Source organism: Acidovorax sp. SRB_14 (assembly GCF_012932145.1).
Classification (GTDB): Bacteria; Pseudomonadota; Gammaproteobacteria; order Burkholderiales; family Burkholderiaceae_C; genus Simplicispira.
The window spans coordinates 48,649-67,608 of sequence record NZ_MWOK01000005.1; the positions used below are offsets into that span (position 1 = coordinate 48,649).

The 18,960-nt window shown below is 67.4% G+C and carries 18 protein-coding genes; 9 read left to right on the forward strand and 9 right to left on the reverse strand.

Annotated features, from left to right (window positions below):
* Nucleotides 1–34 precede the first annotated feature (34 nt).
* The 3 genes from lspA to B2J86_RS05475 form a co-directional block, all read right to left on the reverse strand.
* A complete protein-coding gene (gene lspA, locus B2J86_RS05465) occupies nt 35–538 on the reverse strand; it encodes a signal peptidase II (protein ID WP_169167562.1) in 504 nt (167 codons plus the stop codon).
* Nucleotides 539–3,409, reverse strand: a complete 2,871-nt coding sequence (gene ileS / locus B2J86_RS05470; RefSeq protein ID WP_173024912.1) for an isoleucine--tRNA ligase — start codon at nt 3,407–3,409, stop codon at nt 539–541.
* A gap of 128 nt (nt 3,410–3,537) precedes the next feature.
* The gene (locus tag B2J86_RS05475) at nt 3,538–4,593 is read right to left on the reverse strand and encodes a bifunctional riboflavin kinase/FAD synthetase (RefSeq protein ID WP_169167564.1); all 1,056 of its coding nucleotides are present in this window, start codon (nt 4,591–4,593) and stop codon (nt 3,538–3,540) included.
* Nucleotides 4,594–4,768: 175 nt separating this feature from the next.
* On the opposite strand from B2J86_RS05475, the gene B2J86_RS05480 reads away from it, so the two are divergent.
* The 5 genes from B2J86_RS05480 (at nt 4,769) to B2J86_RS05500 (ending at nt 9,439) form a co-directional block, all read left to right on the forward strand.
* Nucleotides 4,769–5,326, forward strand: coding sequence for an HNH endonuclease (locus B2J86_RS05480; RefSeq protein ID WP_169167565.1), 558 nt, complete (start codon nt 4,769–4,771; stop codon nt 5,324–5,326).
* A 130-nt stretch (nt 5,327–5,456) separates the two neighbouring features.
* Nucleotides 5,457–6,398, forward strand: a complete 942-nt coding sequence (locus B2J86_RS05485) for a bestrophin family protein (protein ID WP_173024913.1) — start codon at nt 5,457–5,459, stop codon at nt 6,396–6,398.
* A gap of 139 nt (nt 6,399–6,537) precedes the next feature.
* Entirely contained in the window at nt 6,538–7,527 is a 990-nt protein-coding gene (locus tag B2J86_RS05490; RefSeq protein ID WP_169167567.1) for a TRAP transporter substrate-binding protein, read from the forward strand.
* A gap of 93 nt (nt 7,528–7,620) precedes the next feature.
* Entirely contained in the window at nt 7,621–8,136 is a 516-nt protein-coding gene (locus B2J86_RS05495; protein WP_169167568.1) for a TRAP transporter small permease, read from the forward strand.
* A gap of 19 nt (nt 8,137–8,155) precedes the next feature.
* The gene (locus B2J86_RS05500) at nt 8,156–9,439 is read left to right on the forward strand and encodes a TRAP transporter large permease (protein ID WP_169167569.1); all 1,284 of its coding nucleotides are present in this window, start codon (nt 8,156–8,158) and stop codon (nt 9,437–9,439) included.
* A 67-nt stretch (nt 9,440–9,506) separates the two neighbouring features.
* Here B2J86_RS05500 and B2J86_RS05505 read toward each other — a convergent pair whose 3' ends face one another.
* The 3 genes from B2J86_RS05505 to B2J86_RS05515 form a co-directional block, all read right to left on the reverse strand.
* The gene (locus B2J86_RS05505; protein WP_173024914.1) at nt 9,507–10,622 is read right to left on the reverse strand and encodes an acyl-CoA dehydrogenase family protein; all 1,116 of its coding nucleotides are present in this window, start codon (nt 10,620–10,622) and stop codon (nt 9,507–9,509) included.
* Between the two features lie 106 nt (nt 10,623–10,728).
* Complete coding sequence (locus B2J86_RS05510) at nt 10,729–11,910, reverse strand: acyl-CoA dehydrogenase family protein (protein WP_169633258.1); 1,182 nt, start codon at nt 11,908–11,910, stop codon at nt 10,729–10,731.
* Between the two features lie 46 nt (nt 11,911–11,956).
* On the reverse strand, nt 11,957–12,673 hold the full coding sequence (locus B2J86_RS05515) for a YceH family protein (RefSeq protein ID WP_169167572.1): 717 nt from the start codon (nt 12,671–12,673) through the stop codon (nt 11,957–11,959).
* 20 nt (nt 12,674–12,693) lie between these two features.
* Here B2J86_RS05515 and purN point away from each other — a divergent pair, with 20 nt between their 5' ends.
* A complete protein-coding gene (gene purN, locus B2J86_RS05520; RefSeq protein ID WP_169633259.1) occupies nt 12,694–13,311 on the forward strand; it encodes a phosphoribosylglycinamide formyltransferase in 618 nt (205 codons plus the stop codon).
* Nucleotides 13,312–13,374: 63 nt separating this feature from the next.
* Here the strand turns inward: purN and B2J86_RS05525 are convergent, their stop codons facing one another.
* Complete coding sequence (locus B2J86_RS05525; RefSeq protein ID WP_173024915.1) at nt 13,375–13,932, reverse strand: hypothetical protein; 558 nt, start codon at nt 13,930–13,932, stop codon at nt 13,375–13,377.
* A 239-nt stretch (nt 13,933–14,171) separates the two neighbouring features.
* Here B2J86_RS05525 and B2J86_RS05530 point away from each other — a divergent pair, with 239 nt between their 5' ends.
* The 3 genes from B2J86_RS05530 (at nt 14,172) to B2J86_RS05540 (ending at nt 18,314) form a co-directional block, all read left to right on the forward strand.
* Nucleotides 14,172–15,494, forward strand: a complete 1,323-nt coding sequence (locus B2J86_RS05530; RefSeq protein WP_169633261.1) for an RsmB/NOP family class I SAM-dependent RNA methyltransferase — start codon at nt 14,172–14,174, stop codon at nt 15,492–15,494.
* Between the two features lie 127 nt (nt 15,495–15,621).
* Nucleotides 15,622–16,836: a fatty acid desaturase gene (locus tag B2J86_RS05535; protein WP_173024916.1), complete on the forward strand. Its 1,215-nt coding sequence runs from the start codon at nt 15,622–15,624 to the stop codon at nt 16,834–16,836.
* A gap of 218 nt (nt 16,837–17,054) precedes the next feature.
* Nucleotides 17,055–18,314, forward strand: coding sequence for an MFS transporter (locus B2J86_RS05540; protein ID WP_169633263.1), 1,260 nt, complete (start codon nt 17,055–17,057; stop codon nt 18,312–18,314).
* A gap of 122 nt (nt 18,315–18,436) precedes the next feature.
* Here B2J86_RS05540 and rpmG read toward each other — a convergent pair whose 3' ends face one another.
* Complete coding sequence (rpmG, locus tag B2J86_RS05545; protein ID WP_027995663.1) at nt 18,437–18,607, reverse strand: 50S ribosomal protein L33; 171 nt, start codon at nt 18,605–18,607, stop codon at nt 18,437–18,439.
* Nucleotides 18,608–18,618: 11 nt separating this feature from the next.
* On the reverse strand, nt 18,619–18,852 hold the full coding sequence (gene rpmB, locus B2J86_RS05550) for a 50S ribosomal protein L28 (protein WP_106445425.1): 234 nt from the start codon (nt 18,850–18,852) through the stop codon (nt 18,619–18,621).
* Between the last annotated feature and the right edge of the window lie 108 nt (nt 18,853–18,960).

Consider the following 18,960-nt stretch of genomic DNA (forward strand, 5'->3'; position numbering starts at 1 on the left):
CACACTTTGCAGTGCGCTATTGGCGTTCAGCGTTTCACCGTGTCTGGCGCACGCGCAGCAGCTCGTCGACGATCAGGCAGACCGCGCCCACGGTGATGGCGGCATCGGCGACATTGAAGGCCGGGAAGTGCGACGCCGCCCAATGGAAGTCGAGGAAGTCGACCACGTAGCCATGCATCATGCGGTCGACCACGTTGCCGACGGCGCCGCCCAGGATGCTGGAGAGCGCGAACGCAAACAGCTTCTGGCCCGGGTGCGCGCGCAGCTGCCACAGGATGAACAGCGCCGCCGCCACGCCAAAGCCGGTGAACAGCCACCGCTGCCAGCCGCCGGCCTGCGCCAGGAACGAGAACGCCGCGCCGGTGTTGTGCGCGCGCACGATGTTGAAGAAGCTGGTCACATAGGTCGCGTCGCCCAGGCGGTAGGCGCCCAGGATCAGCGTCTTGGTGAACTGGTCGGCGACCAGGATCAGCAGCGCCCAGCCCAGCCAGGGCCAGAGGCTGCTGTCCGAGCGGCCCGAAGCCGCGGCGCGGGCCATTTAAGCGTGCTCCCGGTGTTCGCCGGCGCCGAAAAGGTTGCTGGTGCAGCGCCCGCACAGCGTGGGGTGCTGCGCATCGTGGCCGACGTCGCTGCGGTAGTGCCAGCAGCGCTCGCATTTGGTGTCTGAACTGGCTGTAACGCTTGCCTGTAGGGCGTCTCCAGCTACCAATTCAATAGTCGATGTGATGAACACGAACTTCAGGTCGTCGCCCAGGCTGGCCAGCAGGGCGTGGTCTTCGGGCGCCGCCGTGAGCACCACGTTGGCCTGCAGCGAGGCGCCCACCTGGCCTTCGGCGCGCAGGGCCTCGATGTCCTTGTTGACCGTGTCGCGGATCTCGCGGATGCGGCCCCACTTGGTCAGCAGGCCGTCGTCGGGCTGGCCCAGGGACTGGAATTTCTCGACAAAGATGGAGTCGCGCCCGCCAAAAACCTTCCAGGCCTCTTCGGCGGTGAACGAGAGGAACGGCGCCATCCAGCGCAGCATGGCGTGCGTGATCTGGTGCAGCGCGGTCTGGGCGCTGCGCCGTGCCAGGCTGCCCGGCGCGGTGGTGTAGAGCCGGTCCTTCAGGATGTCGAGGTAGAAGCCGCCGAGGTCTTCCGAGCAGTACAGCTGCAGCTTGGCGACCACGGGGTGGAATTCGTAGACCTTGTAGTGCGCCAGGATGTCCTCCTGGAACTGCGCCGCGCGCACCAGCGCATAGCGGTCGATCTCCAGCATCTGCGCGAACGGCACGCTGTCGCGGGCCGGGTCGAAGTCGCTGACGTTGGCCAGCAGGAAGCGCAGCGTGTTGCGGATGCGGCGGTAGGCGTCGACCACGCGCGCGAGGATCTTGTCGTCGCCCGCGATGTCGCCCGAGTAGTCGGACGCCGCCACCCACAGGCGGATGATTTCGGCGCCGAGCTTCTTGTTGATCTCCTGCGGATCGATGCCGTTGCCAAGCGACTTGCTCATCTTGCGGCCCTGGCTGTCCACCGTGAAGCCGTGCGTGAGCAGGCCTCGGTAGGGCGCGCGGCCTTCGAGCGCGCTGGCCAGCAGCAGCGAGCTGTGGAACCAGCCGCGGTGCTGGTCGTGGCCTTCGAGGTAGAGGTCGGCCTCGGGGCCGCTGTCGTGGTGCACGTTGGGGTGCGTGCCGCGCAGCACGTGGCTGAAGGTCGAGCCCGAGTCGAACCACACTTCGAGGATGTCGGTGCTCTTGGTGTAGTGCGGCGCGTCTTCTGCGCCGAGGATCTCTTCGGCCGTCACGCGGCTCCAGGCCTCGATGCCGCCCTGCTCGACGATGGCGGCGGCCTGGTCGAGGATCTCCATGGTGCGCGGGTGCAGCTCGCCCGAATCCTTGTGCAGGAAGAACGGGATCGGCACGCCCCAGCTGCGCTGGCGCGAGATGCACCAGTCGGGCCGGTTGGCGATCATGTCGTGCAGGCGGGCCTTGCCGTTCTCGGGGTAGAAATGGGTGTGCTCGATGGCCTTGAGGGCGGTTTGGCGCAGGGTTTCGGGGGCCTTGTCGGTCGTGAACACGCCCTCGCCCTCGTCCATGCGGATGAACCACTGGGCGGCGGCGCGGTAGATCACGGGCGTCTTGTGGCGCCAGCAGTGCGGGTAGCTGTGCGTGATGTTTTCGGTGGCCATCAGGCGGCCGGCGTTGTCCAGCGCCTGCAAAATGGTCGGCACCGCCTTCCAGATGTGCTCGCCGCCGAACAGCGAGAGGTCGGTGGCGTAGGCGCCGTTGCCCTGCACCGGGTTCAGGATGTCGTCGTAGGCCACGCCATGGGCGATGCAGGAGTTGAAATCCTCCACCCCGTAGGCGGGCGACGAGTGCACGATGCCGGTGCCGTCGTCCGCCGTGGCGTAGTCGGCCAGGTACACGGGCGCGAGGCGGTGATAACCGTAGTTGCCGGTGCTGTCCTGCACGTCATAGAGCGGGTGCTCGAATTCGAGCCCGCCGAGTTTTTCGCCCACGGTGGTCGCCAGCACCTTGCCTTCGATGCCATAGCGCAGCAGGCAGCTTTCGACCAGCGACTCGGCCAACACGAGCAGGCCGCGCGGCGTGTCGACCAGCGCGTAGACCAGCCCGGGGTTGAGGTTGAGCGCCTGGTTGGCGGGAATGGTCCAGGCCGTGGTGGTCCAGATCACCGCGAAAGCGTCCTGGGCCAGGCTGGGCAGGCCGAAGGCGGCCGCCAGCCGGGCCGGGTCGTGCGCCTTGAACGCCACGTCGAGCGTGCTGCTCTTCTTGTCGGCGTATTCGATCTCGAACTCGGCCAGCGAGCTGCCGCAGTCAAAGCACCAGTACACGGGCTTCAAGCCGCGGTAGACGAAGCCGCGCTCGATCACGCGCTTGAAGGCGCGGATCTCGCCGGCTTCGTTGGCGAAGTTCATGGTCTTGTACGGGTTGTCCCATTCGCCCAGCACGCCCAGGCGCTTGAAGTCCTGCATCTGCTGCGCGATCTGCTCGGTGGCGTACGCCCGGCTCTTGGCCTGCATGTCGTCGCGCGAGAGCTTGCGGCCGTATTTCTTCTCGATGGCGTTTTCGATCGGCAGGCCGTGGCAGTCCCAGCCGGGCACGTACAGCGCGTCGAAACCTTCGAGCTGGCGCGCCTTGACGATCATGTCCTTGAGGATCTTGTTGACCGCATGGCCCATGTGGATCTGGCCGTTGGCATAGGGCGGGCCGTCGTGCAGGATGAACTTGGGGGCGCCGCAGCGGGCGTCGCGCAGGCGCTTGTACAGGCCCTGCTCCTCCCATTCCTTGACCCAGCCCGGCTCGCGCTTGGGCAGGTCGCCGCGCATCGGGAAGGGCGTGTCGGGCAGGTTCAGGGTGCCGCGGTAATCCGGGGCGGGAGAGGCGGGGCTGGCGGTGTTGGCGTCGGACATGGCGATGTTTGAAAGGCTTCGACAAGCTCAGCCCGAACGTCTGTGCGCCCGGGTGGCGGTGTGGGGGAAGGGGTGCTGGCAGTCCGCCGGCCCGAGCCTGTCGAGAGGCAGCAGGCGGCGCCAACGCATCAAATTCGGTCGCGCGTGGTCTGGCGGCGGGTTTCGGCGTGGGCGGCAAACCACGCACGCGCGTCGGCACAGTCGCGGGCAATGCCGGCGGTGAGGGCGCCCAGGCTGTCGTATTTGAGCTCGTCGTGCAGTTTGTGCAGCAGTTCCACGCGGATGATTTTACCGTAGGCCCCCTCGGCCCCCAGGTGCGCCGGCCATTCGAGGCAATGGGTCTCCAGCAGCACGCGCCCGCCGTTGACATCCTGCGGGTCGATCGACGGGCGGATGCCCAGGTTGGCCACGCCGGGCAGCGGGGCCGCGCCCAGCCCATGCACCAGCACGGCGAAGATGCCGCTGGCCGCCGGCTTCCAGTGCGCAAAGCGCAGGTTCAGCGTGCGAAAGCCGTCGCCGGCCGCGGCGCTGCTGGCGCCGAGCGCGCGCCCGAGTTTGCGCCCATGCACCACGTGGCCCGAAATGGAATACGGCCGGCCCAGCAGGCGCGCAGCGTCGTCCATGCGGCCGGCGGCCAGGGCCTCGCGCACGGCCGAGCTGGACACGCGCAGGCCGGGCCCGCTGCCGTGGGGGTCGGACACTTCGTAGCTGTTCATGCGCGCGACCTCGAAGCCCTGGGCCCGGCCGGCGGCGTCGAGCAGGGCGTAGTCGCCCGCGCGCTGGCGGCCAAAGCGGAAGTCGTCGCCCACCAGCACATAGCGCGCGCCCAGCCCCTGCAACAGCACCCCGTCGATGAACGCCTGGGGCGACTGTGCCGCCAGGCGCGCATCGAACGGCAGCACCACGGTCTGCTGCACGCCGCAGCGCGCCAGCTCGGTGAGCTTGTCGCGCAGCGTGCCGATGCGCGCGGGCGCCAGCTCGGGCTTGCGCAGGGCGCCGGCAAAGTAGTCGCGCGGGTGCGGCTCGAAGGTGAGCACACAGCTGACCACGCCACGGTGCTGGGCCTCGTTGTGCAGCAGGGCCAGCATGGCCTGGTGGCCGCGGTGCACACCGTCGAAGTTGCCAATCGTCAGGGCGCAGGCGGGCGCAATGGCGGGGTGGCGGAAGCCGCGGAAGATCTTCATGGGTTGTTATCTTTTTAATAGCGCGTGGCGCAAGGCCACCAAGCGCCTGGCGCCGGTTTGACTTGAAAAAAGCGTATATTGTGACGCAGCCATGGGCGCTTCTGTCGCGTCTGCGCAGCGCGCAGGCGGGCCGCGCTCCATTCCTTGTGTGCATTGTTGTTCCAGGAGGCGCGTTGTGAAGGTTTTGAAGCTTTCGGCCCAGGGGGTGCCCCAGTCGTGGATCACGCTGGAGCAGGCGGTGATCCACAGCGCAGCGGGCGACGTGCGCTGGGTGGCCGGCAGCGAGGTGGCGGTGTTCCACGGGGGGCACAACGCCGTCACGGGTCTGCAGTCGGTGATTGCCGTGAACAGCATCATCGGCACGCGCGGCGTCTCCCGCATCAACCCCTTTGAGCTCAAGCCGGGCCTGGCCAACAACAAGCTGTTTGCGCGCGACCGCAATGTCTGCGCCTATTGCGGCGGGCATTTTGACGAGCACGACCTGACGCGCGAGCACATCGTGCCGCTCGCGCAAAAGGGCGCCGACCAGTGGATGAACGTCGTCACCGCCTGCCGCCCCTGCAACCACCGCAAGGGCCCGCGCACGCCCGAGCAGGCGCGCATGCCGTTGCTCTATGCCCCCTATGTGCCCAGCCTGTGGGAAGACTTCATCCTGCGCAACCGCCGCATCCTGGCCGACCAGATGGAGTTCCTGGCCGCGCACCTGCCGCGCTCCTCCCGGCTGCTGAACTGAAGCGCGCGCACCCGCGCGCAGGTGCAGTGCCGCTCGCCGCCCGGAGCGCCCCGTTCTGCGGAGGTTCTGGCCCGCGCGGGGCTCGGGCTGTGCTCCAATCAGGGTTTTCCCTTGCCCGCATGCGCTGCCCATGATCGTTCGTGACCGTCCTTCCGGACTGCGTTTGTTTCTCATGCTCCGGGGTTCGATCCTGCAGCGCATCCGCACCACCTTGCTGCTCAACATCGTGCTGGCCACCCTGGTCACGCTGGTGCACGGCAACCTGTTCACGCTGAAGATCACGGTCACGCCCATCCCGTTCACGCTGATCGGCCTGCCGTTGGCGATCTTTCTGGGCTTTCGCAACAACACGGCCTACGACCGCTACTGGGAGGCGCGCAAGCTCTGGGGCGAGCTGCTGCTGCGCATGCGTTCGCTCTCGCGCCAGTGCCAGGGCCTGATCCGCGTGGACCAGCCGCTGGACCCCGCGCGGCGCGACGACGACGTGCGCGTGCGCATGGTGCACCGGGCCATCGCCTTCGCCCACGCGCTGCGCCTGCAGCTGCGCGACCAGAAGGACGACGCGCTGCTGCAGCGCTGGGTCACGCCGGCGGAATTTGCCCAGGTGCGCACCACGTCCAATCCCGCCGACGCCCTGATGCTGGCCATGGGGCGCGACCTGGGCGAATGCGTGCGCCGCGGGCAGCTCGAACCCTGCTTGGCGGTGCCGCTGGACGGCACGCTGACGGCGCTCACGGCCGCCGCGGCCTCGTGCGAGCGCATCAAGAACACGCCGGTGCCGTTTTCCTACACCCTGCTGCTGCACCGCACGGCCTACCTGTACTGCTTTCTGCTGCCCTTTGGCCTGGTGGACACCACCGGCTTCATGACGCCCTTCGTCGTGGGCATCGTGGCCTACACCTTCTTCGGCCTCGACGCGCTGGGTGACGAGATCGAGGAGCCGTTCGGCCTGGAAAGCAACGACCTGCCGCTGGACACCCTGTGCCGGGCCATCGAGATCAACCTGCGGGAGTCGCTCGGCGAGACCGATCTGCCGCCGCCCCTGCAGCCGGTGAACTACCAGCTCACCTGAGCGCTGTGCCGGGGCAGTCCAAAAAGGCCCGCGCCACCGGCCGTGCTGGCCTGCGCGGGCGCGAAGCGCTGTGGATGGGGCTTTAAAAATTACAATAGAGGGTTTTTCCCCTAGCCACCTCTCCAAGGATCCCTTTCCCATGCGCATTTCCCGCCGTTCCCTCGTTGCCACCTGTGCCACCGCCGCGCTCGCTGTGTCCGCTGGTTCCGTGTTCGCCCAGCAGGCCAAGGAAGTCAAGCTCGGCTACGCCCTGGCCGTCAATTCGCACTATGGCGCGGCAGCCAACGCGTGGGCGGATTCGGTGGAGAAGACGACGAATCAGGCCTTCAAGTTCAAGCAGTTCCCCTCCAGCGCTCTCGGCGGCGAACGCGAGCTGATCGAGGGCCTGCAGCTGGGCACTGTCGAGGCCGTGATCGTCTCCACCGGCGCGCTGAGCAACTTCGTGCCCGACGTGGGCGTGGTGGACATTCCCTTCCTGTTCCGCGACACGCAGCACGCGCGCGCCGTGCTGGACGGCCAGTTCGGCCAGGACCTGCTGGGCAAATTCAAGGCCCGTGGCCTGATCGCGCTGGCCTGGGGTGAGCAGGGCTTTCGCCACCTGAGCAACAACAAGCATGCGGTGCAGAAGGTCGAGGACCTCAAGGGCCTGAAGATCCGCGTGACCGAAAACCCCGTGCACATAACGGCGTTCAAGACCCTGGGCGCCTCGCCCACGCCCATGTCCTGGCCCGAAGTGATCGGCGCGCTGCAGCAGGGCACGATCGACGGCCAGGAGAACCCGATCTCCGTGCTGGCCTCGGCCAAGCTGTGGCAGGTGCAGAAGCACCTGACGCTGAGCTCGCACGTGTACGCGCCCGTGGCGCTGATCGTCTCGCCCAGCTTCTGGAGCGGTCTGAGCGACGCGCAGAAGGCCGCGTTCACACAGGGCGCCAAGGTGGGGGCGCTCGCATCGCGCGCCTTCGTCGACGCCGTCGAGAAGAAGGGCGTGGAAGAGGCCAAGAGCCAGGGCATGCAGGTCGTGTCCCAGGTGGACCAGGCGGCCTTCCGCGCCGCGCTGGCGCCGGCCTACAAGCAGTACGCCACCAAGTTCGGCCAGAAGACGCTGGACGCCATTGCCAGCGTGAAGTAACGCGGTTCTCGGTGCGTTCGCAACCGCCCGGCCTGGCCGGGCGGTTTGTTTCCTTCCTTCCAAGACAGGCGCCCTCCGGCGTATCAAACCCTCATGCTCAATCGCGTGGAACGCGCGCTGGTGGCTTGCAACCGCTGGGTGCTCATCGTGCTGCTGCTGGCCATGGCCTGCATCGTTTTCGCCAACGTGGTGCTGCGCTACACCACGGGGGACTCCATCGTCTGGGCCGAAGAGGTGGCCCGGCACCTGATGATCTGGTGCACCTTCCTCGGTGCTGGACTGGTGCTGCGCTTTGGTGGCCATGTGGCCATCGACAACCTGCACGGCGCGGTGGGCAGCCGCGCGGCGCGCGCGATCCGCAGGTTCGTAGTGTTCGGGGTCGGCCTGTTCTGCCTGGTCATGGCCTATTTCTCGGTGCTCTATGTCTGGGCCACGCGCTTTCAGACCACGGCGGCCACCGATGTGCCCATGGCCTGGATCTACGTGGCGATGCCGGTGGGCTTCGTGCTGATGTTCCTGCACCTGCTGTTTATCGCGCGTGCCTACATCGCGGACGGCAGCTATGCCGAGTCCGATGAGATGGACGCCGAAGCGGCGGCCTCGATCTGACCGCAGGGAAAGAAAAACCATGGCTATCACGCTTTTCATTGCCATCGTCGTGTTGCTGGCGCTGGGCTTCCCGGTGGCTTTTGCGCTGGCGATTTCGGCCGCTCTTGCGGTGTTTGTGGGCGGGCGCTACCCGCAATTGGTGGTGTTCAAGGAGATGTTCACCGGCATCGACAGCTTTCCGCTGATGGCGGTGCCGTTCTTCATCCTCGCGGCCGAGCTGATGTCGGGCGGTGCGCTCACGGCGGTGCTGCTGCGCTTCGCGGCGCAGTTCGTCGGCCACCTGCGCGGCGGCCTCGGCTACGCCAACGTGCTGTCGCTGACGCTGTTCTCGGGCATCTCGGGCTCGGCCCTGGCCGATGCGGCCGGACCGGGCTCGATGATGGTCAAGATGATGGACAAGGCCGGCTATGCGCGCCCCTATGCCGCGGCGCTCACCGCCAGCACGGCCATCGTCGGCCCCATCATTCCGCCGTCGGTGAGCATGATCATCTATGCGCTGCAGGATGAGAACGTCTCGGTCGGCGGCCTGTTCATCGCCGGCTTCCTGCCGGGGCTGCTGATCGCAGCCGCCATGGCGGCCGTGAACTGGTATGTGTGCCGCCAGCGCGACTACCGCTCGCGCGAGCCGCGCCCCAGCGGCCGCGAAATGCTGGTGACCAGCATCAAGGCGATTCCGGCGCTGATGCTGATCGTGCTGATCGTCGTCGGCATCCGCTTTGGCATCTTCACGCCCACCGAGGCCTCGGTGGTGGCGGTGTTCTATGCGCTGGTGTGCGGCAAGTGGATCTACCGCACGCTGGAGTGGAAGGCCCTGCCCGGCATTGCCGCGCGCTCGGCCATGCTGACTTCGTCGGTGCTGCTGGTGATGGCGACCTCGGCGGCCTTCGCCTGGGTGCTCACGGTGGAGGGCGTTCCGCAGTACCTGTCGGAGCTGATCGTGAGCTGGCAGCTCTCGCCCGTGATGTTCCTGATCGCCGTGAACGTGCTGCTGCTGGTGTTCGGCATCTTCATGGAGCCGCTGCCGGGCGTGATGATCCTGGTGCCCATCCTGGCGCCGATCGCCGCCGCGCTGGGCATCGACCCGATCCACTTCGCCATGGTGGTGATCGTCAACCTGACGCTGGGCATGATCACGCCGCCCGTGGGCGGGCTGCTGTTCGTGACGGCGGTGTCCACGCGCGTATCGATCACCGCGCTCACGCGCGAAATGCCGCTGTTCCTTCTGGCGCATTTCGTGGTGCTGGTGATGCTGACCTTCATTCCGGCCATCTCGACCTGGCTGCCGCACGCGCTCGGTTTCTGACGCCGGCACGCCCATGAAAAAAGCCCCGCAGGCCTGGCGCCTGCGGGGCTTTTTTTGCGCGGCACTGTCAGGCGAACACGCCGGCCGTCTCCTGCATGCGCGCCGACACCTCGCCCAGGTGGTGCAGCGTGTCGCCGAACTGCATCTCCATCTGGCTGAGTTTCTTGAAGTAGTGGCTGCCGATGTATTCATCGGTCACGCCGATGCCGCCATGCAGCTGCACCGACTGCTGGCCGACGAAGCGCATCGACTGGCCCAGCTGGACCTTGGCGCGGGCCAGGGCCCGGCGACGCTCGGGCGCCGGGGCGCCGAGCTTGAGGCTGGCGTAGTAGCCCATCGAGCGCGCCAGTTCGAGCTGCATCTTCATGTCGGCCACGCGGTGGCGCAGCGCCTGGAAGCTGGCGATGGCCACGCCGAACTGCTTGCGCTGGTTCATGTAGTCCACGGTGAGGGCCAGGGTCTGGTCCATCACGCCCACGGCTTCGGCGCACAGGGCGGCAATGCCGGTATCCACGGCCAGCTCCAGGGCGGCCAGGCCGTCCGCGGTGACGAGCATGGCCGGGGCGTTGTCCAGCTCCAGCTCGGCGGCGCGACTGCCGTCCTGCGTGCCGTAGCCGCGCGCGGCCACGCCAGCGGCGCCGCGCTCGACGAGGAACAGCGCGATCTGGCCGTCGAGCTGCGCGGGCACAAGGTAGGCATCCGCCTGGTCGCCGGCCGGTACTATGCTTTTCATAGCTGTCAGAGTATGACCTGTGGGCGTTACAGTCGCTTTTGCCTCGCAAACGTCGAGGCGGTAGCGGGCCTTGCGCTCCTGCTGCGCCAGCACGACCAGGGCCTCGCCACTGGCAATGCGCGGCAGCCAGGCGGACTGCACGGCGGCGGGGGCGCACTGCGACAGCACGGCGCTGGCCATGAAGGCCTGCGCCAGCGGCTCGAGCACCATGCCGCGGCCCAGTTCTTCCATCACCACCATCGCATCGATCGCGCACTGGCCCAGGCCGCCGTGCTGCTCGGGCACGGTCAGGGCCGTGAGGCCCAGCTCGGCCAGTTCGCCCCAGGCGGCGCGGTCAAAGCCGCCGGCAGCGGCAATGGCGCGGCGGCGCTCGAAGGAGTAGCCCTTGTCCACCCAGCGGCGCACGGCGTCGCGCAGCTGTTGCTGATCGTCGGAAAAATCGAAGTCCATTTTGTTTATTCCTAGCGAAGCTCTTGCGGGAGCCCCCTCGCAGAGGGGGTGCGGGGGAGCGGTCCTGTTTCGCGAAGCGAAAATCGGCGCCGCTCACGGACATGGTTCAACCCAAAACGGTTTGAGCGACGATATTTCGCTGCACTTCATTGCTGCCGCCGTAGATGGTGGTCTTGCGCAGGTTGAAGTAGGTGGAGGCCAGCGGCGCATTGGCCGCGGCGCCGCCCGGGAAGTCGCCCTGCCAGCCCGCTTCCATGGCTTCCTCGATGAACGGCAGGGCAAACGGCCCGGCCGCCAGCATCATCAGCTCGGCATAGCGCTGCTGGATCTCGCTGCCTTTGATCTTGAGCAGGCCGGCGATGTCGAGCGAGTTCTTGCCCGATTTTTCGGCCGACAGCACGCGCAGCACCAGCATCTCGAGCGCCACGATGTCCACTTCGAGCAGCGCGATCTGGTCGCGAAAGCGCAGGTCGTCCCACACGCCCTCCTGCTTGGCGATGCGTTTCAAGCGCTCGAGCTCGCGCTTGCTGCGGTTCACGTCGGCGATGTTGGTGCGCTCGTGGCTCAGCAGGTGCTTGGCGTAGGTCCAGCCCTTGTTCTCTTCGCCGATCAGGTTCTCGGCGGGCACCTTCACGTTGTCGAAGAAGACCTCGTTGACCTCGCACTCGCCGTCCAGCAGCTTGATGGGCCGCACGGTGACGCCGGGCGATTTCATGTCCAGCAGCAGGAACGAAATGCCGGTCTGCGGCTTGCCCTCGTTGCTGGTGCGCACGAGGTTGAACATCCAGTCGCCGTACTGGCCCAGCGTGGTCCAGGTCTTTTGGCCGTTTACCACGTAATGGTCACCCACCCGTTCGGCGCGTGTCTTGACCGAGGCCAGGTCCGAGCCCGAGCCCGGTTCGCTGTAGCCTTGGCTCCACCAGACCTCGCCGCTGGCAATGCCGGGCAGAAAGCGCTTTTGCTGCTCGGCATTGCCGAACGCCATGATCACGGGCGCGACCATCACCGGCCCGAACGGGACGATGCGCGGCGCGCCGGCCAGTGCGCATTCTTCTTCGAACAGGTGCTTTTGCACGGCGGTCCAGCCGGGGCCGCCAAACTCCTTGGGCCAGCCGAACGCCAGCCAGCCCTTTTTGCCCAGGATCTTGGCCCAGCCCTGCAGGTCTTCGCGGGTCAGGCGCAGCGCGTTGTGCACCTTGTGGGCAATGTCCGGGGGCAGGTGGCTGCGAACCCAGGCGCGAACTTCGTTGCGAAAAGCCTGCTCGTCGGGGGTGAATGCGAGATCCATGCGATATGCCTCCTGAGAAGGCATATTTGTAGCACGGTCGTTCGATTCAGTCCTGTCCGGGGGGCGACATGGGCACGGCGGGTGCCACGGCGTTCAGCCCGAGTTCGGCGCACAGGCGCTGCAGCGTGGCCTGCAGTGCGGCGACCTGCTGCTCCAGCGCATGCATGCGCGCCTGCAGGGCCGCGGGCGCGGCACCGTGCGGCGCATCGGTGGCGTCGCTGGCGGGCGGCAGCGCCGTGGTGTCCACCGGGCCGCACAGCAACTGGGCCCAGCGCTGCTCGCGCGCGCCGGGTGCGCGCGGCAGCTGCACGACCAGCGGGCCGCCCTTGTCGCTGCTGCGTTCCTGCAGCTCGTCGAGGAAGGCCTCGACCGACGAGATGTCGGCAAAGCGGTGCCAGCGCTCGGCGTTGGTGCGCAGTTCGCCGGCGGTCTGCGGACCGCGCAGCAGCAGCAGGCCCAGCAGTGCGGCCGACTGGTCGGGCACGCCCACGCCGCGCGGGAAATTGTGCTCCCAGCGCGCGACGCGGCTGCCGCCGCCCTCGCACACCAGTGCCAGGCGCTGCAGTTCGTCGAGCGCTTCCTGCGCCTGGGCGTCGGAGACATGCATCACCGGCTCGCGCGTGGTTTTCTGGTTGCAGCCCGTGACCACGGCGTTGAGCGTGAGTGGGTAGCTGTCGGGCACGGTGCGGGCCTTTTCCATCAGCGTGCCGAGCACGCGGGCTTCGATGGCGGTCAGGGGGCGGGTGCGGGGGTCAAAAGGCATGGCAGGGATAATTCCAGCAAATGAAAAACATCGTGATTCTGATTTCAGGCGGCGGCTCGAACATGGCCGCCATCGTACGGGCTGCGCAGCAGCAGGACTGGGAGCGGCGCCTGGGCGCGCGGGTGGCGGCGGTGGTCAGCAACAAGGCGGACGCGAAGGGGCTGGAGTGGGCGCGCACCCAGGGCATTGCCACCGAGGTGCTCGACCACAAGGCGTTCGGCAGCCGCGAGGCCTTCGACACCGCGCTGGCCGCGCTGATCGACCGGTACGACCCCGCGCTGGTGGTGCTGGCGGGCTTCATGCGCATCCTCTCGCCGGGATTTGTGGCGCACTACGCAGGGCGCCTGACCAACATCCATCCTTCGCTGCTGCCGGCCTTCACCGGCCTGCACACGCACCAGCGCGCCCTCGATGCGGGCTGCAAGGTGGCCGGCGCCACGGTGCACCTGGTGACGGCCGAGCTGGACGTGGGGCCCATCCTCGACCAAGCCGTGGTGCCGGTGCTGCCGGGCGACACGGCCGAGACGCTGGCCGCGCGCGTGCTCACGCAGGAACACCTAGTCTACCCGCGCGCCTTGGCCCAGTGGCTGGAAGCCACAGCGCTGAAAGACCACGTGGCGTCGCCGCCTGGCGTTTAAGGGCCTGGTGCGGTGCAGCGCCGGTTCACGCGTACCTTAGGCGTCTGCCGGCTGGGACGCAGGTCACAGCGTGCTCAGCGTCTCCGCGCTGGTGGCCGTCAGCAGTTCCTTGGCCGCCTGCGTCTGGTCGGCATCGGTCGGGTGCAGCACCAGGGCCCAGCGCCCGCCGGCCAGCGCACTGCGCACCGAGGTGATCAGCTGGACGTGGTCGGGCCGCAGCGCGATGAGGCCCCCCAACAGCAGGCCGAAGGTGATGGCAAACCCCACGATGGAGATGAAGGCCAGCAGCGGACTGCTGGCGATCATGGGCTGGCCACTGCGGTAGAGCCACAGAAACAGCAACAGACCGAGCACGGCCCCCGCCACGCCGGTGACGGCATGGGCCCGGAAAATCGTTTTGAAAATGCCGCGCTGTTCGGGCTCCAGGCTGCGGCCAAAGAAGTTGCGGTGCGACACCTTGGCGTCTTGCGGGCCCAACAGGCGCACCTGCCCGGGGGCCATGCCGGGCAGGGCCCGCGCTCTGGCCGCAGCGGCCTGTGCATCGCTCGGGTTGCTGTAGAGGCCCACGACCTTGGTGAGCGATTGCTCGCCGAACAGGCCTTTTTTGAGAAGGTATTCCACGGTTGACTCCTTTCCACTGCGCTTTTCCTGGGGCGCCGCGGTGCCGCCCGCGCAGCCCGCGTGCCACGTCCCACCTTAGGCCGCTGCTGCCGCTGCCCCTGTAGGACGCCGGCGTGTGCGCCCGCCGGCCGGCAGCGGCGTGCGGACCTGGCCACGCAGCGTGGCGCAGGGCGGGCGCAACGGGTGTGCAGCGCGCGCTGCGCCGCCTGCGCAGTTCGGCGGTGGGACAATCGCTGCCTATGCACCCCAATGTCTTGATCAATGCCTGCGCTGAACTCGTCAGGCTCACCCTCACTTTTGAACACCCGGCCGACGCGGTGGTGTCGCGCTTTTTCCGCGACCACCGCGGCCTGGGCCAGCGCGAGCGCGCCGCACTCGCAGAAACCGTCTACACGGTGCTGCGCAAGAAGCTCCTGTTCGACCACATGGCGCCGTCGGGCTCCGGCCCCAAGGAGCGGCGCCTGGCCATCCTGGGCTACGCCCACTGGCAGGACGAGGAAGCGCGCCGCACGAACCCGCAGGCGGCGCACGGTGCGCGCGAGTTTCTGCACGGCGCTCTGAGCGACCGCGAAAAGCAGTGGCTGGAGCAGTGCGACGCGGTGCGCGAGGACGAATTGCTCGAACGCCACCGCCACAACCTGCCCGAGTGGCTGGCGCAACCGCTCAAGGAGCAGCTGGGCGACGGCTTCTGGCCGCTGGTGCAGGCGCTGTCGCGCAGCGCGCCGCTCGACCTGCGCGTCAACGTTTTGAAGGAAAAGCGGCCTGAAGTGCAGAAGGAGCTTGCGCAGGCAGCTATTAAATCCGTAGCAACGCCGTATTCGCCCTGGGGCCTGCGCGTCGAGGGCAAGCCGGCGCTGGCCAAGCTGCCGGCCTTCGTGCGCGGAGCCATCGAGGTGCAGGACGAGGGCTCGCAGCTGCTGGCCCTGCTGCTCGACGCCAAACGCGGCGAGATGGTGGTGGACTTCTGTGCCGGCGCCGGCGGCAAGACGCTGGCCATTGGCGCCACCATGCGCAGCACCGGACGCCTGTACGCGTTTGACGTGTCGGGCCACCGGCTCGATGCGCTGGGGCCGCGGCTCAAGCGCAGCGGGCTGTCGAACGTGCACCCGGCCGCCATCGCGCACGAGCGCGACGAGCGCGTCAAGCGCCTGAGCGGCAAGATCGACCGCGTGCTGGTCGATGCCCCGTGCTCGGGTCTGGGCACATTGCGCCGCAACCCCGACCTGAAGTGGCGCCAGACGCCCAAGGCGGTGGAGGAACTGGTGGCCAAGCAGACCGCCATCCTGGCCAGTGCGGCGCGGCTGGTGAAAGACGGCGGGCGCCTGGTCTATGCCACCTGCAGCGTGCTGCCGCAGGAGAACGAGGCCATTGCCGAGGCCTTCGCCGCCGCGCACCCGGACTTCGTGGCGCTGGACGCGGGCGAGGCGCTGGCGCAGCTGAAGGTGGAAGGCGCGGCGGGCCTGTGCAGCGGGGGCGAAACCGGCGGCCGCTACCTGCGCCTGTGGCCCCATGTGCACCAGACCGACGGGTTTTTCGCCGCGGTCTGGACCAAAAAGCCCTAAGCAGCGGAGAAGTCAGCGTAAACCCAGGGGTAAGTCCACGCTCCCGCGGAGCGCCGGCCTTCTAAAATTGGGGGTTCGCCCCTGCTGGAAGGGGCGTCCACGATACGGCGAAAAGGGTTGGTGAGATATGTTGTTGCCCGATGGGGTGGTTCTGAATGCGGCCGTGGACTGGCTGGCCCATGGCGCGCTGCGCCTGGCGTGGTGGCAGGTGGTGCTGTACACGCTGCTGCTCACGCACATCACCATCGCCGCGGTGACGATCTTTCTGCACCGCTCGCAGGCCCACCGCTCGCTGGACCTGCACCCGATTCCCGCGCATTTCTTCCGCTTCTGGCTCTGGCTGACGACCTCCATCGTCACCAAGGAGTGGGTTGCGATCCACCGCAAGCACCACGCCAAGTGCGAAAGCCCCGACGATCCGCACAGCCCGCAGACGCGCGGCCTGCGGGCGGTGCTGTGGCGCGGCGCCGAGCTCTACCGCAGCGAGGCCGAAAATCCTGCCACCCTGGCCAAGTTCGGCCGCGGCACGCCCGACGACTGGGTGGAGCGGCATCTGTACTCGCGCTTTGTCTCGTGGGGCATTGCACTCATGCTGCTGGTCAACGTGGCGCTGTTCGGCGCGATCGGGCTGACCGTGTGGGCCGTGCAGATGGCCTGGATACCGTTCTGGGCGGCCGGCGTGGTCAACGGTCTGGGGCATTTCTGGGGCTACCGCAATTTCGAGGCGCAGGACGCGAGCACCAACCTCGTGCCCTGGGGCATCCTGATCGGCGGCGAGGAGCTGCACAACAACCACCACACCTACCCGACCTCGGCCAAGCTGTCGGTCAAGCCGTACGAGTTCGATCTGGGCTGGATGTACATCCGCCTGATGCAGAAGATCGGCTGGGCCAGCGTCAAAAAGGTCGCGCCGCGGCTGCGCCTGGGCGCCGTCAGGCCGGTGGCCGACGAGAAGACGCTGGAGGCGCTGATCGCGCACCGCTACGAAGTCATGGCCGGCTACGCGCGCAGCTTGCGGCGGGCTTGCCAGGACGAAATGGCCGCCTTGCAGGCGCGCCAAGCCGATGTCTCGGTGCTCCAGGCCGCGCGGCGCTGGCTGCACCGCGACGCCGAAAAAGTCCCGGCCCAGGTGCTGCCGCACCTGGAGCAGGCGCGCGCCGCGCACCCGGTGCTCGACAAGATGGTCACCATGCGCGAAGAACTGCGCCAGCTGTGGCTGAGCACCTCGCACTCGCGTGAGCAGCTCACCGCCGACCTGCAGGCCTGGTGCCACCGCGCCGAGGAAAGCGGCATCCATGCGCTGCGGGAGTTCTCGATGAAGCTGCGCGCCGCGCACGCCTGAGCACGGCCTACCGCTGCCCGCTGCATGGCCGCCTTGTCAGGGGGCCATGCGGTTTTTTTGCGCCCTCGATGTGAACGGGATGCTGCGTGCTGCGATGGCAGGGATGGGCAACGGCCCGCAATAACCCTGCGGCGGTGTCGGCAGGGGGATCGGATTGCAGTGGATGATTCAATCCGGTATCGATCTCTGCAAACCATGCCGCTGCTGGCGGCAAAACGATGAGCACCACCCCTTTGCCGCGTCCACGTCCTGGCCTTGCGCGTCTGTTGCCCGTCGGAGTCGACCCCGGCGCCTGGCCCTTGCTTGCTGCCCGGGGATTGCGCGCCTTTGGCGACGGGTACATGGCGGTGCTGCTGCCGGCCTACCTGCTGTCGATCGGATTGGGCACGCTGGAGGTCGGCATCGTCAGCACGGCGACGATGCTGGGCTCGGCGCTGGCCACGCTCGCGGTCGGCGCCTGGGGGTACCGCTTCGCGGGCGCACGGCTGCTGCGCTGCGCCGCCTTGCTGATGGCTGCCACGGGCTTGGGCTTTGCAGGCTTGTCGTCGTTCTGGCCGCTGCTGGTCGTGGCGCTGGTCGGCACGCTCAATCCGAGCTCGGGCGATGTGAGCGTTTTTCTTCCCCTGGAGCATGCCCGTCTGGCAGCGGCGGCCCAGGGCCATGCGCGGACCGCGCTGTTTGCGCGCTACAGCCTGGTGGGCGCGCTGTGCGCTGCGCTGGGCGCATTGGCTGCCGCCGTGCCGGACTGGCTGGTTCGACACGGCGGGCTGGCACGCCTCGACGCGCTGCGCGGGATGTTCGCGGTGTACGCCGCAATCGGGCTCGCCGTTTTTTGGCTTTATCGCAATCTGCCAGCGCACGCGCAGGGCGGCAACGCGGACAGCATGCCCGTCGCGGCGCCTCTGGGGCCTTCGCGCGGCGTCGTCGTACGGTTGGCGGCGCTCTTCAGCGTCGACGCCTTCGCTGGTGGACTGACGGTCAATGCACTGATGTCGTTGTGGCTGCTAGAACGGTTCGGCTTTTCGCTGACCCAGGCCGGCGTGTTTTTCTTCTGGACCGGCCTGCTGGGCGCGGCGTCGCAGCTCGCAGCGCCGGTGGTGGCACAGCGCATCGGCTTGCTCAACACCATGGTCTTCACGCACCTGCCGGCCAACGCCTGCCTGGTGTTGGCTGCGCTGGCGCCGAGCCTGCCGGTCGCACTCGGCCTGCTGATGGTTCGCAGTGCACTCTCGTCTATGGATGTGCCGACGCGAACGGCTTACGTGATGGCCGTGGTGACCCCGGCCGAGCGCAGTGCCGCAGCAAGCTTCACGGCCGTGCCGCGCAGCCTCGCGGCTGCGATCAGCCCGACGCTGAGCGGCGCGCTGTTCGCGGCCGGATGGATCTCGTTGCCGCTCATCGCATGCGGCTTGCTCAAGATCACCTACGACCTTGCGCTCTGGCGGGCCATGCGGCGGAATCGGCTCGACGGGCAATAGGCATCGTCGTAACGCCCGGTGGCAGGGAGGTTTCGGAAAGCCCGCCGTGGCGGGCTCCGGCACAAAAAAACCGCCCGGCAGTGACGCGGAGGGCGGTTTTCGCTGGAAAAGCGAAGGCTGAATTACTTCAGCTTCATTTCCTTGTACTCGACGTGCTTGCGAGCCTTGGGATCAAATTTCATGATCAGCATCTTCTCGGGCATCGTCTTCTTGTTCTTGGTCGTGGTGTAGAAATGGCCGGTACCCGCAGTGGATTCCAGCTTGATCTTGTCGCGTCCGCCTTTGGTTGCCATGGTGGTTCTCCTTACGCCTGGCCACGTGCGCGCAGGTCTGCGAGCACAGAATCAATACCGTTCTTGTCGATCAGACGCAGACCGGCGTTGGAGATGCGCAGGCGCACCCAACGGTTTTCGGTTTCGACCCAGAAACGGCGGTATTGCAGGTTCGGCAGGAACCGGCGCTTGGTTTTGTTGTTGGCGTGGGAAACATTGTTTCCGACCATGGGCTTCTTGCCCGTGACTTCACATACGCGTGCCATGAGGACACTCCGATATTTTTAACGGCCCTGGATCCAGCCAGGCGCATGCGGGCATGCGCGCGGTGTGCCAAGGGCCTCACCTCGCCATTACAGGGTGGCGGTAACCCG